General features: G+C 63.6%; 11 protein-coding genes. 6 read left to right on the forward strand and 5 right to left on the reverse strand.

All coding sequences use genetic code 11. The features are described from left to right. Window positions 1-85: 85 nt before the first annotated feature. The 4 genes from NP534_RS22000 to NP534_RS22015 all read right to left on the reverse strand — a co-directional run bounded on the left by NP534_RS22000 (window position 86) and on the right by NP534_RS22015 (window position 4,845). Window positions 86-508: a RidA family protein gene (locus NP534_RS22000; RefSeq protein WP_156310101.1), complete on the reverse strand. Its 423-nt coding sequence runs from the start codon at window positions 506-508 to the stop codon at window positions 86-88. A gap of 26 nt (window positions 509-534) precedes the next feature. Further along, on the reverse strand, window positions 535-1,674 hold the full coding sequence (locus NP534_RS22005) for a tyramine oxidase subunit B (RefSeq protein ID WP_033696889.1): 1,140 nt from the start codon (window positions 1,672-1,674) through the stop codon (window positions 535-537). Between the two features lie 185 nt (window positions 1,675-1,859). After that, window positions 1,860-3,170 (reverse strand): hypothetical protein, encoded by a 1,311-nt coding sequence (locus tag NP534_RS22010; protein ID WP_274100102.1) that lies wholly within the window; start codon window positions 3,168-3,170, stop codon window positions 1,860-1,862. 187 nt (window positions 3,171-3,357) lie between these two features. After that, window positions 3,358-4,845: an aldehyde dehydrogenase family protein gene (locus NP534_RS22015; RefSeq protein ID WP_047581944.1), complete on the reverse strand. Its 1,488-nt coding sequence runs from the start codon at window positions 4,843-4,845 to the stop codon at window positions 3,358-3,360. A gap of 275 nt (window positions 4,846-5,120) precedes the next feature. Between NP534_RS22015 and NP534_RS22020 the strand changes: the two genes are divergently transcribed. The 3 genes from NP534_RS22020 (at window position 5,121) to feaR (ending at window position 8,241) form a co-directional block, all read left to right on the forward strand. After that, window positions 5,121-6,617: an APC family permease gene (locus NP534_RS22020; RefSeq protein ID WP_274100103.1), complete on the forward strand. Its 1,497-nt coding sequence runs from the start codon at window positions 5,121-5,123 to the stop codon at window positions 6,615-6,617. Next, the gene (locus NP534_RS22025) at window positions 6,598-7,182 is read left to right on the forward strand and encodes a DUF3156 family protein (protein WP_274100104.1); all 585 of its coding nucleotides are present in this window, start codon (window positions 6,598-6,600) and stop codon (window positions 7,180-7,182) included. Before NP534_RS22020 ends, NP534_RS22025 begins: the two co-directional genes overlap by 20 nt. A gap of 114 nt (window positions 7,183-7,296) precedes the next feature. Continuing rightward, window positions 7,297-8,241: a transcriptional regulator FeaR gene (feaR, locus tag NP534_RS22030; protein ID WP_186663821.1), complete on the forward strand. Its 945-nt coding sequence runs from the start codon at window positions 7,297-7,299 to the stop codon at window positions 8,239-8,241. 80 nt (window positions 8,242-8,321) lie between these two features. Here the strand turns inward: feaR and NP534_RS22035 are convergent, their stop codons facing one another. Then, window positions 8,322-9,620, reverse strand: coding sequence for an NAD(P)/FAD-dependent oxidoreductase (locus NP534_RS22035; protein WP_274100105.1), 1,299 nt, complete (start codon window positions 9,618-9,620; stop codon window positions 8,322-8,324). A 231-nt stretch (window positions 9,621-9,851) separates the two neighbouring features. Here NP534_RS22035 and hpaR point away from each other — a divergent pair, with 231 nt between their 5' ends. The 3 genes from hpaR to NP534_RS22050 form a co-directional block, all read left to right on the forward strand. Then, on the forward strand, window positions 9,852-10,274 hold the full coding sequence (gene hpaR / locus NP534_RS22040; RefSeq protein ID WP_186659845.1) for a homoprotocatechuate degradation operon regulator HpaR: 423 nt from the start codon (window positions 9,852-9,854) through the stop codon (window positions 10,272-10,274). A 202-nt stretch (window positions 10,275-10,476) separates the two neighbouring features. Then, window positions 10,477-11,646: a p-hydroxyphenylacetate 3-hydroxylase oxygenase component gene (locus NP534_RS22045; RefSeq protein WP_274100106.1), complete on the forward strand. Its 1,170-nt coding sequence runs from the start codon at window positions 10,477-10,479 to the stop codon at window positions 11,644-11,646. A 75-nt stretch (window positions 11,647-11,721) separates the two neighbouring features. Further along, the coding region (locus NP534_RS22050; protein WP_274100107.1) for a p-hydroxyphenylacetate 3-hydroxylase reductase component at window positions 11,722-12,587 on the forward strand (866 nt) is incomplete at its 3' end.

Below are 12,587 nucleotides of genomic sequence, written 5' to 3' on the forward strand. Positions count from 1 at the left end.
CTGGTGTGCACAGGATCGATGACGGGGGACATGGCTTCACTCGGCGGCAGTGTGAACAGAACGTGGCGGGTTCAAGGCGGGCAGGTCACTGGCCCAGCCGGATCAACGTGACCTGCGCGCGGGAGGCACCCCGGTACGCCGTCACTTCCAGCTCGACCTTGTACACGGTCGACCCCAGCGGCGGGCAGGTGACGGTGGTGGCCGGGTCGACGCCCCTGAATTTCTCGCCGATCACGTCCATGACCTTGGGTACATCGTTCGGGTCCTGGATGAACACGCGCGAGCTGATCACATCGCCCAGCCCAGCGTCGACGGCCGCCAGTGCGGCTTCGATGTTGGCGAACACCTGATGAGTCTGTTCGATCACGTCTTCGGGGATGATCTGGGTCTGCGGGTTGCGGCCGGCGGTGTTGGACACGTAGATCCAGTTGTCTACCGCCACCAGGCGGGAGTAGCTGGCCATGTCTTCGAATTTGGAGCCGGTTTTCAGTTTGGTGATTTGCGTCATGGGGGAGCCTTTTGAGGTGAGGAGGGTCAGCTGAGGACAGGTTTTTCCCAGAGGTTGAGCTTTACGCCGATGCCTTTCTCGACAGCATTGCGGTACACCACGGTGCCCCAGGCGACGTCTTCCACGGGCATGCCGCCCACCGACATGATGATGATTTCATCGTCGTTCAGACGCCCTGGCGCATCACCGCTGATGATCTTGCCGATGTCTTCGACCTGCGCGGCGTCGAGCGTGCCTTCGGCGATCATGTCCATGAAGCGCACGCCTACCAGCGGCACGTGGTTGTGCGCAGGCTTGGGCAGTTCGTCGAACCACGCTTCGTACAGCCCGGTGTTGTCCACCACCTTGCGCACGTCCGAACGCTCCATGCCTGCATCGATGCTGCAGGGGGCGGGCATCGCCAGAAACGCGCCGGGCTTGACCCATTCGCGGCGTACCAGCGGGTAGGTGCTGGGGTCGCCGACTTCGCCCGAGCTGCAATAGCTGACCAGGTCGGCATCACGCACCACCTCTTCCAGGGTTTGCACGACCTGGATGCGCGTGATCTGCGGGAAGGTGGCCTTGACCCAGGCCACGAACTCATCGAGGTTCTTCTGGCCACGGCCTTTGATCTTGATCGTGTCGATCAGCGGGCACACGGCCATGAACGCGGCGACCGTGGTCTTGCCCATCACACCTGGCCCGGCCAGGCCGATGACCTTGGCGTCCTTGCGGGCCAGATGGCGCGCGCCAACACCGGGGATGGCGCCGGTGCGGTACGCCGACAGCAGGTTGGCCGACATGTGCGCCAAGGGCGCGCCGGTGTCGGCGTCGTTGAGGGTGAACATCAGGATTGAGCGCGGCAGGCCCTTTTCCCGGTTGGCGATGTTCGAGCCATACCATTTGGCGCCTGCGGTGCGGAAGCTGCCGCCCAGGTAGGCGGGCATGGCCATCATGCGACGGTCTGCGGTGGGCTTGGGCATGTGCGGGAAGGGCGACTGTTCGGGGAAGGTGATCATCGCGCCGTGGGAATCGTTGTTCGGGCCGGCCATGCGGTAGTCACCCTGGTAGAGCAGGTTGAACATCGCTTCCATGGTGTCGACACAAGCGGGCATGTCGGTCACGCCGGCGCGGATCATGTCCTGCTCGGACAGGTAGATGAAGTCAATTCGGGTATCGAGGGTCATGGCGGGTCTCGCAAGGCGGCCGTTGTCAGGGACGACGGCGTCATCGGGTTTTGTTGTTGTGGGCTGGCGCTAACACGTGCGGCCAGTTTCGCTAACGGCTGGCAGGGCGTCTTGTGCCTGCGTGCCAGCCGTTTTGACCTGCCGTGCCATCGGCGTATTGGCAAGACGGTGACTGCCATCAGGGCCTAGAAGGGCACCGCGATGGTCAGCTGGCTGTAGACGTTGGTGCCGTTGCCACCCACCTGGTTGCCGCCGTTGCTTTCGCCCTTGCGTGGCTGATACAGGCCGACCAGCGGGCTGATGACCAGGTGGTCGTTGACCGCCCATTCCAGGTACAGGTCGAGCTCCCTGGCATCGAGGTTGAGGCTGTCGCGGGTGCGCACGGTATCGAAGTCGAAATACAGCGCACCGACCGTGAGGTTTTCCAGCGGCGTAGCTTTTACGCCAACATGGTGAATGCCGGTGTTGCTGTTGAACGGGCCGGCGTAGTTGGCGGCGACCTCACCCTGGAACCAGGTGCCATAGCCACTGGACAGGCCACTGAACAGCGAATCCCAGCCTGCCGAATAGCGCGTGTAACGGTAGGTCACCTGGGGTGCCCAGGGCAGGTCGGCGAAGGTGTAGCCGGCCTGCAGGTACCAGGCTTTTTCCGCGCCGCCTTGCTTGTCTTGCCACGCGTATTCGAAGGCGAAGCTGGCGTTGTCGATGCCGGCGCTGCCTTCGCCCCGCAAGCTGTAGACATCCATGCCCTCACGCGCCTTCTGGAAGGCGCTGGCCCATTGGTCGGTGACGCCGATGCCGTGCACCCAGGTCAGCCCCAAGGTGCCCAGGGCATGGGTGTAGTCCAGCGTGCCTGCGGCCAGTTCGGTCTCGGCCTGCGCGCGGTTGTCGGACTTGAGCCACAGCAGGCTGCCATGCAGGCCATCCTGCCCGCCCAGGCGCAGTACGGCGGTGCGGTCGAAGGCATGGCGCGCCGCCAGGTAGTAGGCACCGCCGCGGTCCAGGGTGCCATCCGCCACGCCGTTGCCCAGGTTGGGCCCGTCGTCGTTGATCAAGAAGCCACTGCCCAGGCGCACCACCTGGCGCCCTGCGGAGATATCCACGCCATCCTTGCCCAGCCAGGGCAGCAGATCGCCCGAACGCCAGCCCAGGTAGGCGTCTTCGATCTTGGTGGTGCGTTCGGAGCCATCGGTATTGCCTGCGGCATCGCCATCGCCCCAGGTGGCGGAACTGACCCAGTTCAAGGCGCCATAAAGGCTGCCGTTGCCGGCCAGGCCCTGATCGCCGCTAACGCCATACTTGATGAAGCCCTCGCGCCAGGTCGAGCCACCGGGGGTGCCGTCATAGTTCTTGCGGCTGTTGAACATGCCCCACACCGCGAGCATGTCGGCATTCAAGTGGCTGTCGTCGTCGGCGTAAAGCTCGTAGGCCGGCGCGGCCTGGCTGGCCAGTAAGGTGGCCAGGGCCAGGGCGGACAGCCGTTGCGGTTTGAACATTGCACTTCCCTCGATTGTTCTCGGCACCTTGCAAGGCGGCCTTTGTTTTTCGGGGGCACCCGTGTGGCACGAGGCGCCGTCGCGGTTGGCTGCGACGGCCTATTAGCGCGTGGATGGCAGGGTGGGGTCTTGTTCGTGGCTGCCAAGGCGTTTGCACGCCTTGGCCAGGCCTGTTCGATTGGCCTATTCAGTAACGGATCATCACCGACTTGAGCTCGGTGAAGTCATCGATGAACGCCGAGCCGAACTCGCGGCCGATGCCGGACGCCTTGATACCGCCAAACGGCACGGCTGGGTCGAGCAGGGTGTGCATGTTGACCCACAAGGTGCCGGCCTGGATTTCTGGCACCAGGCGCATGGCCTTGCCCAGGTCGTTGGTCCACAGGCTGGCGCTCAGGCCATAAGGCGTCGCGTTCATCAGGTGCAGCAGTTCGTCTTCGTCGTCGTAAGGCAGGAAGGTCGCCACCGGGCCGAAGGTTTCCTGGTTCAGCAAGGTGTCGCTGGCGGCCTTGGCGAGGATCACCGTCGGTTCGACGAAGCAGCCCGGGCCCTCGCCAATCTGCCCGCCGTGGATGATCTGGCTGCCCTCGGCGCGCGCGGTGGCGAACAGCTCGGCCAGTTTCTGCTGGTGCGGCTTGTTGGCCACTGGGCCGAACTGGGTGGCCTCATCCAGCGGTGAGCCGACCTTCAGCTGGCTCAGGCGCTGGGACAGCGCATCGAGCAGCGGGTCGATGCGCGAGCGGTGGACGAAGAAGCGCTCACCCGCTGCGCAGATTTGCCCTGAGTGCAGGAAGCCTGCCTCGATGATGCCATCGACGGCCTTGTCGAGTGCCACGTCAGGCAGGAATGCCACTGAGTTCTTGCCACCCAGCTCCAGAGTCGCCCGGGTCAGCTTGGCGCCCATGGCGGCCTGGCCGACGGCGATGCCGGTAGGCACCGAGCCTGTAAACGAGACCTTGTCGGTGCCGGGGTGCTCGATCAATGCCTTGCCCACCAGGCCGCCGCCGGTCAGCACGTTGAGCGCGCCCGGCGGCAGGCCGGCCTGGCTGGCCAGCTCGGCGATGCGCAGCAGTGTCAGGGGCGTGAACTCGCTGGGCTTGAGGACGATACTGCAGCCGGTGGTCAGGGCCGAGGCCAGTTTCCAGATGGCGATCATGGTGGCGAAGTTCCACGGCACGATGCCCACGACCACGCCGATCGGTTCGCGCAGGGTGAATGCACTGTAGCGCTCACCGGCGAACGAGGGCAGGGACGGGGTGATGGTCTGGCCGGTGATCTTGGTGGCCCAGCCTGCGTAATAGCGCAAGAAGTGCGCGGCCTGCTCGACTTCGAAAGCGCGCGCGATACCGATCAGCTTGCCCGACTGCAAGGTTTCGAGCTGGGCCAGCTCCTCTCGGTTGGCTTCCAGCAGGTCGGCCAGCTTGAACAGCACGGCGGCGCGGGCGGCGGGGCTGGTGCGCGACCACGTGGTGAAGCCCTGGCGGGCCGAGCTCACGGCATGCTCCACATCGGCCTGGTTGGCGTCGGCGATGCGGGCGATGGTTTCGCCATCGGCCGGGTTGACCACCGCAAGGGTCGCAGACGATTGGCTGGCCAGGTGTTGGCCGTGAATGAACACGCCATGTTGTCGGGCCATGAATGCGGTGACCGCGGGAAGAAGGGTAATGTCGCTCATGCAGGCTCCTGAGGCAGAGACGCGGCCCGGCAGGCCGCCAAAGCGTCGAGCATAGTGAGCGGGCACGGTGTTGATCTTGCATCTCCCTGACGCCGGCATGACGCTGCCTGCCAGGCGTGATGGCATTGGCAGGCAGCAACAAGGCCCACGGCAGCCATGGGCAAGACGCCCTGCCAGCTGCGGCGCACAGTGGCGGCGCAGGGAGGCAAACAACAGCCGTGCGTGCAGGTTCGCTTGCCGCGTTCAACGCCACAAAAACAAGCTGGGGCATAACGATGTCACTCAACAATAAGCTCACCGAGCATCTCAACCGGGGCACTGTCGGGTTCCCCACGGCGCTGGCCAGCACCGTCGGGCTGATCATGGCCAGCCCGGTGATCCTCACCGCAACCATGGGCTTTGGCATTGGCGGCAGTGCCTTCGCCATGGCCATGGTCATCGCGGCATTGATGATGCTGGCGCAGTCGACCACCTTCGCCGAGGCGGCGGCGATACTGCCGACCACAGGGTCGGTGTACGACTACATCAACTGCGGCATGGGCCGGTTCTTCGCCATCACCGGCACCTTGTCGGCCTACCTGATCGTGCACGTGTTCGCCGGTACCGCCGAGACCATTCTGTCTGGCGTCATGGCCCTGGTGAACTTCGAGCACCTCAATACCCTGGCGGAATCCGCAGGTGGCTCGTGGCTGCTCGGCGTGTTCTTCGTGTTGGCGTTCGCGGTGCTCAATGCTTTTGGCGTCAGTGCCTTCAGCCGCGCCGAGGTGATCCTGACCTTCGGCATGTGGACCACGCTGATGGTGTTTGGCGTGCTCGGCCTGATCGCTGCGCCGGCGGTTGAGCTGGAAGGGCCGTTCGGCGTGTCGCTGGTCGGCACCGACCTGATGACCATCCTCTCGCTGATCGGCATGGCCATGTTCATGTTCGTCGGGTGTGAGTTCGTCACCCCGCTGGCGCCGGAGCTGCGCCGTTCGGCCTGGGTGCTGCCGCGGGCCATGGCGTTGGGCTTGTTTGGCGTGGCCAGTTGCATGTTCATCTACGGCGCGGCGATGAAGCGCCAGGTGGAAAACGTCGTGCTCGATGCCACCAGCGGTGTGCACCTGCTCGACACGCCTATGGCCATCCCGCGTTTCGCCGAGCAGGTGATGGGCGATATCGGCCCGGTGTGGCTGGGTATCGGCTTTCTGTTTGCCGGCGCTGCCACCATCAACACCTTGATGGCCGGGGTGCCGCGCATCCTCTACGGCATGGCGGTGGATGGTGCACTGCCCAAGGCTTTCAGCTACCTGCATCCGCGCTTCAAGACGCCTTTGCTGTGCATTCTGGTGGTTGCCTTGATCCCGTGCCTGCACGCCTGGTACCTGGGGGGCAACCCGGACAACATCCTGCACCTGGTACTGGCGGCGGTGTGTGCCTGGAGCACCGCCTACCTGCTGGTGACGTTGTCGGTGGTGATCCTGCGCATCCGCCGCCCGGACCTGCCACGTGCCTACCGCTCGCCGTTGTTCCCGCTGCCGCAGATCCTCTCCAGCAGCGGCATCGTCATCGGCATGGCGTTCATCACCCCACCGGGCATGAACCCGGCCGATATCTACGTGCCGTTCGCCATCATGCTGGCCGGCACCGCGACCTATGCGCTGTTCTGGACGCTGTGCGTACAGAAGGTCAACCCGTTCAAGCCGGCGCGGGTCGAGGATGTGCTGGCGCAAGAATTCGCGGCAGAACCGGGCCATGCAGTGGAGCATATGCAGCATGATCAGACATTTGCGTGAGCGCCTGCTGGCGCCGCGTGCCCCAGCCGGTTACCGGCCAGGGGCCACGCTGGGGCTGCTGTCGCGTAACCTGGGGCAGGTACAGATGCGCCTGCTGGAACCCGCCTGCGCGGTGCTCGACAACCCCGCCCAAGGCTGGCGTGCCGAGGTGCGCGAGTGCGTCGAGGCGCACTTGCTGATGCACGTGGTGACCTGCGAATTCCAGCTGTGCCTGCCTGCCCTGCAAGGGGGCGAGGTGAGGCTTGAATTGCGTCACGCTGGTGCAATCCGCCGTACGGGCCTGGCCTGCGTGTACCGCAGCGGTGACAAGGCGCGCTTCATCCAGGCACGTGACCTGCTGCTGAGCAATGCGCAACTGACCGCCGCGCTCATGCCGCTGGATTTCAAGCGCCTGGCCCTGGAATGCCGCGATGGCCACTGGTGGCTGACCCTGGAGCACATGGGCGGCAGCGAAGTGGTCAACCGTATGCCGGCGTTCCGACGCTACATCCAGATCAGCCCGCCGCAACGGGCGCACCTGATGGCTTGCCTCGCCCTGTTCGGGGAGTCGCTACCCCGCCTCTGACCTTTTTCTGGCACGTGCCTTGCTCCTGTTTCAGACGAGAGATCACAGTTGTGCGGCCATTGATAACATGTTAACAATGGCCGCATAACAACAAATTCTGCGTCGAGGGCATCCATGCACACTCAACAACCCAATCGTCAGGGGCTGGAAAGCTGGACCACGGCCATGCAGCAGATCTGCGGCCGTTTCGAGACAGCGCTGGCCTCCAACCATTCCTTGTTCATCGGCGAAGTCTCCACGTTTTCCCGTGCGGGCCTGCCGCTGGCCAACCTGCGCACCAACGCCGGCAACATCCGCCGGCTGGGCGAAAACCCGACCCTTGACGATGACCAGCATTGCTTCCTGGTCAGCCAGCGCATGGGGCATTCGACGGTGGCGCAAGGCGGCATGAGCGTCAGCCTGGCGCCGGGTGAATTGTTGCTGATGGATTCGGTCGGGCGTTGCGAAATCACCCCCAACGGCTTGATCGAACATGTGTCGCTGGCCCTTTCCCGCGAGCAGGTGCGCAAGCATGTACAAGGCGCGGGGGCAATGTTTGGCAAGATCTCCTCGACCAATGCCTGTGGGCGCATGCTGCATGTGCTGATGGACCAACTGTGCAAGGACGACCATGTCAGCGGTGATGGTGCACAAGGCGATGCGCTGCAGACTGCATTCATTGCGCTGCTCGAACCGGGCTTCGAGCGTAATGGCGACGGCGCTTGCAACCTGGGGCCGCTCAGTGGTGGCAACCTGCGCAGCTACGTGCAGCAGGTGATTGATGAGTCCCTGTCGCAGCCGGGGCTGACACCGGCCAACCTGGCGGGCCGGCTGAATATTTCGGTTCGCCACCTGTACCGGTTGTTCGAGGAGGAGGGCGACAGCGTCTGCCGCTACATCCAGCGAGCGCGCTTGAAGCGCAGCGCGGACGACCTGGCCAACCCATTCTTCAAGCGCGAGTCGATTACCTCGATTGCCTACAAGTGGGGCTTTACCGACTCGGCGCATTTCAGCCGCTCGTTCAAGAAGCAGTTCGAGCAATCGCCCAAGGACTTCCGCGCACAGGCCATGGTCATGTAGGCCTCAGCTCACCGCCCATTGTACGCCCTGCCGGGTGGCGGTGAGGGTCATGGCGGTGCTTCAGTAATGAAAGCAAAGGTTCAGCGGCGGCCGTTGAAATAGCCCGAAAGCTGGTGCACGGCTTTGCCGGCGGTAAGCAGTAGCGGGCGGAAATGGTCCTTGCCGAAGATCCGCGCATGCTTCACCGAGCTGACCAGCTCATAGCGTGCCGACCCTTCGTGCATGCCTTCAGCGAGGAGTTTGCAAATGATGTGGCTGGGGGTGACGCCGAAACCCGAATAGCCCTGGACATAGAACGCGTTGGGGCGATTGCTCAGCGTACCGATCTGGGGGAACAAGTTGGCGCTGGTGGCCATCGGGCCGCCCCAGGCCAGGTCGATGCGCACGTCCTTGAGGTACGGGAAAATCTTCAGCATCAGGGCGCGGTTCCACGCCTTGAGGTCCAGTGGGATGTGCTCGATGCAGGAGGTGGCGGCGCCGAACAGCAGGCGGTTCTCGCGGGTGACGCGGTAGTAGTCGATCACCGGGCGGATATCGCTGTAGGCGCCACGGATCGGGCTGATGCGCGCGATCAGTTGATCCGGCAGCGGCTCGGTCATCATCTGGAAGGCATAGGTGTTGACGGTGCGCGCGTGCAGCTCCGGCTCCAGCTTGTTGAGAAAGCTGTCGCACGCCCACAGCAGTTTGCTTGCACGTACCGAGCCGCGGCCGGTGCGCACCTTGATACGCTCGCCGTAGGTCACTTCGAGCGCCGGGCTGTGCTCGAAAATGCGCGCACCGTGGCCGACCAGGGCCTGGGCCTCGCCAAGCAGCAGGTTGAGCGAATGCACGTGGCCACCGCCCATGTGCAGCAGGGCACTGCTGTAGGCGTCGCTGCCGATGATCTGGCGCACGTCCGAGCCTTCCAGGTAGCGGATTTCGTCTTGCGAATTGATGGCCTTGAACTGCTTTTCCCACGCGCGCAGGGTGTTCGCCTGGCGGCGATTGAAGCCCATGTAGCCGTAACCATGGCAGAAGTCGGCGTCGATGGCGTAGCGGGCGATGCGCGCCTTGATGATGCCGGCGCCCAGTTCGCTGAGCGCGAAGATTTCCTGCAGGCCCTGGTCGCCGACACTGCTTCTGATCTTCTCCAGGTCATGGCCGATGCCCGCCATGATCTGCCCGCCGTTGCGCCCGGTGCCGCCGAAACCCAGGTAGCGGGCTTCGAGCACGACGATGTTGGTCACACCTTTTTCGGCCAGTTCCAGCGCCGTGTTGATGCCGGAAAACCCACCACCGATGACCACCACATCCGCCTCGATGTCATGTTCCAAAGTGGGGTAGTTCAGGTTGTACTTTCTGGTCGCGCCGTAATAGGTCGGGCTTTCGAGGGTGATCATGACGCAGCCTGCCGAATGGGAGTTGTGATAGGGCTGTTTCGCAAGCGCACTGGCACATGCGGCCATTGAACGCCTGGCTATCGCCGGGGGTCTTGTCCTTGCCTGCCCCCCGAGTGTAACCAGCCTGCCAGCGCGGTGTACGGGCCCGTCATCGGCAGATTGGTTAATGTATTAATGAGCCTGCGATGGCATACTGGCCTGCTCGCCACTTTCCATGATGCTCGGGCACGCATGACCACACCAAGACCCTCTTTGACCCTGACCCTGCTACAGGCGCGTGAAGCCACGATGGCGTTCTTTCGACCGGCATTGAATGCCCATGACCTGACCGAACAGCAATGGCGGGTCATTCGCATTCTGCGCCAGCAAGGCGAGCTGGAAAGCCATCAGCTTGCCGAGCTTGCCTGCATCCTCAAGCCCAGCATGAGCGGCGTGCTCAAGCGGCTCGAACGCGACGGGGTGGTTGCCCGGCGAAAGTCGCCGGAAGACCAGCGGCGTGTGTTCATCACGCTGACCGACAAGGGGCAGCAGGCGTTTCTGGCCATGAGCGAAGAAATGGCCCGCAACTACGACAGGATCCTCAGCCAGTTCGGCGAGGCAAAACTCGAGCAACTGATGCAACTGCTCAACGAGATGAAAAAGATCAGACCGTGATACGCCAACGGCCTCGATTCACTGGCTGACGGCGCCATGGAAAGTACAATTTTCTCGCCGTAACGTGCATTCCGAGGTTTGGCCTTACCTCACATACTGAACGTGTCATTGCAGGCTTCCCGGCTGTTCCTTCGCACCCAAACGCCCGCAACGACGGGCTTGGCGCAGCCGCTGTCGACTATCCAATAACAAGAGACCGTTCATGAAAAAGCCAAACTCCCTGCTGGAAGACCTCACGTCGATCTTGCCGACGATTGCCGCCAATGCTGTGCGCGCGGAGCAAGATCGCAGTGTCCCGGCAGAGAATATCGCGCTGCTCAAAAGCATCGGCATGCACCGCGCCTTCTTGCCAAAGCATTACGGCGGCATGGAGATTTCGCTGCCGCAGTTTGCCCAGTGCATCGCCACGCTGGCAGGCGCCTGCGCCAGCACCGCCTGGGCCATGAGCCTGCTGTGCACCCACAGCCACCAGATGGCGATGTTCTCGCCCAAGCTGCAGCAGGAGGTGTGGCAAGCCAACCCGGATGCAACGGCCAGCAGCAGCATCGCGCCCTTTGGCCGTACCGAAGAGGTCGAAGGCGGCGTGACCTTCAGCGGTGAAATGGGCTGGAGTTCGGGTTGCGACCATGCCGAGTGGGCGATCATGGGGTTCCGCCGGCAGAATGCAGAGGGCACCCAGGACTACTGCTTCGCCATTCTGCCGCGCAGCGATTATGAGATCCGTGATGATTGGTATGCCGTCGGCATGCGTGGCAGCGGCAGCAAGACCTTGATCGTGCGTGACGCCTTCGTGCCGGAACACCGCATCCAGAAGGCCAAGGACATGATGGAGGGCAAGTCGGCAGGCTTTGGCCTGTACCCGGACAGCAAGATCTTCTTCGCCCCGTACCGCCCCTATTTTGCCAGTGGTTTCTCCACCGTCAGCCTCGGTGTCGCCGAGCGCATGCTGGCGGTGTTCCGCGAGAAAACCCGCAACCGCGTGCGCGCCTACACCGGTGCTGCGGTGGGCGCGGCAACGCCGGCACTCATGCGCCTGGCCGAGTCCACGCATCAAGTCGCCGCCGCACGGGCCCTGCTGGAAAAAAGCTGGGAAGAGATCGCCGAACACAGCGAGCGCCACCAATACCCGACCCGCACCACCCTGGCGTTCTGGCGCACCAACCAGGGCTATGCCGTGAAGATGTGCATCCAGGCGGTAGACCGGCTGATGGAAGCGGCCGGTGGCGGCGCCTGGTTCGAAAGCAACGAGATGCAGCGCCTGTTCCGCGATGCGCACCTGACCGGTGCCCATGCCTACACCGATTACGACGTGTGCGCGCAAATCCTCGGCCGCGAGCTGATGGGCCTGGAGCCTGACCCGGCGATGGTCTGAGCCGCCGGCTGGCCGATCCCCCTCACAAATACAACAACGAACAGGGCAGGCTCTTGGTCTGCCCGGGAGTCTTGCATGTCCAATGAAACCGCAACTGCCACTGGCTTCGATAGCCGTGCCTTCCGCCGCGCGCTGGGCAACTTCGCCACCGGCGTGACCGTTGTCACCGCCGCAGCCCCCGACGGGCGCACGGTCGGCGTCACCGCCAACAGCTTCAACTCGGTATCGCTGGAGCCGGCGTTGATCTTGTGGAGCATCGACAAACGCTCCACCAGCCACGAGGTGTTCGAGCAAGCGTCGCACTTTGCCGTGAACATTCTGGCGGCGGACCAGATCGAGCTTTCCAACAACTTCGCACGGCCCAGGGACGACCGTTTTGCCGGTGTCGAATGCGAGCAAGGGGCGGGCGGCGCACCGCTGCTGGCCGACTGCTCGGCGCGTTTTCAGTGTGAGAAGTTTCAGCAACTGGACGGTGGTGACCACTGGATACTGATCGGCAAGGTGGTGGCGTTCGATGACTTCGGCCGCTCACCGTTGCTGTACCACCAAGGGGCCTACTCGATGGTGCTGCCCCATACCCGCATGACCCAGCGTGCCGAGGGCCAGGCGCCGAGCAGCCACTTCCAGGGCCGCCTGCAGCACAACCTGTACTACCTGATGACCCAGGCGTTGCGGGCTTACCAGAGTGACTATCAGCCACGCCAACTGAGCACCGGCCTGCGTACCAGCGAAGCGCGGATGCTGATGGTGCTGGAGAACGATGCCGGGCTAGGCCTGAACGACCTGCAGCGTGAAGTGGCTATGCCGGCCCGGGAAATCGAGGAAGCGGTCGCCAACCTCAAACGCAAGGGGTTGATTGCTGATGAGGAGGGCCGTGTGCGGCTTTCGGTCAAAGGTGTGGACGAGACCGAGATGCTCTGGACCATTGCCAGGGAGCAACA

This window comes from Pseudomonas sp. 39004 (assembly GCF_028682155.1).
In the GTDB taxonomy this organism is placed as follows: Bacteria; Pseudomonadota; Gammaproteobacteria; order Pseudomonadales; family Pseudomonadaceae; genus Aquipseudomonas; species Aquipseudomonas capeferrum.

Bases quoted from the DNA above. Each gene is read 5' to 3' on its own strand.
- NP534_RS22000 (WP_156310101.1), bottom strand. From the start codon at position 508: ATGACGCAAATCACCAAACTGAAAACCGGCTCCAAATTCGAAGACATG.
- NP534_RS22005 (WP_033696889.1), bottom strand. From the start codon at position 1,674: ATGACCCTCGATACCCGAATTGACTTCATCTACCTGTCCGAGCAGGAC.
- NP534_RS22010 (WP_274100102.1), bottom strand. From the start codon at position 3,170: ATGTTCAAACCGCAACGGCTGTCCGCCCTGGCCCTGGCCACCTTACTG.
- NP534_RS22015 (WP_047581944.1), bottom strand. From the start codon at position 4,845: ATGAGCGACATTACCCTTCTTCCCGCGGTCACCGCATTCATGGCCCGA.
- NP534_RS22020 (WP_274100103.1), top strand. From the start codon at position 5,121: ATGTCACTCAACAATAAGCTCACCGAGCATCTCAACCGGGGCACTGTC.
- NP534_RS22025 (WP_274100104.1), top strand. From the start codon at position 6,598: ATGATCAGACATTTGCGTGAGCGCCTGCTGGCGCCGCGTGCCCCAGCC.
- feaR (WP_186663821.1), top strand. From the start codon at position 7,297: ATGCACACTCAACAACCCAATCGTCAGGGGCTGGAAAGCTGGACCACG.
- NP534_RS22035 (WP_274100105.1), bottom strand. From the start codon at position 9,620: ATGATCACCCTCGAAAGCCCGACCTATTACGGCGCGACCAGAAAGTAC.
- hpaR (WP_186659845.1), top strand. From the start codon at position 9,852: ATGACCACACCAAGACCCTCTTTGACCCTGACCCTGCTACAGGCGCGT.
- NP534_RS22045 (WP_274100106.1), top strand. From the start codon at position 10,477: ATGAAAAAGCCAAACTCCCTGCTGGAAGACCTCACGTCGATCTTGCCG.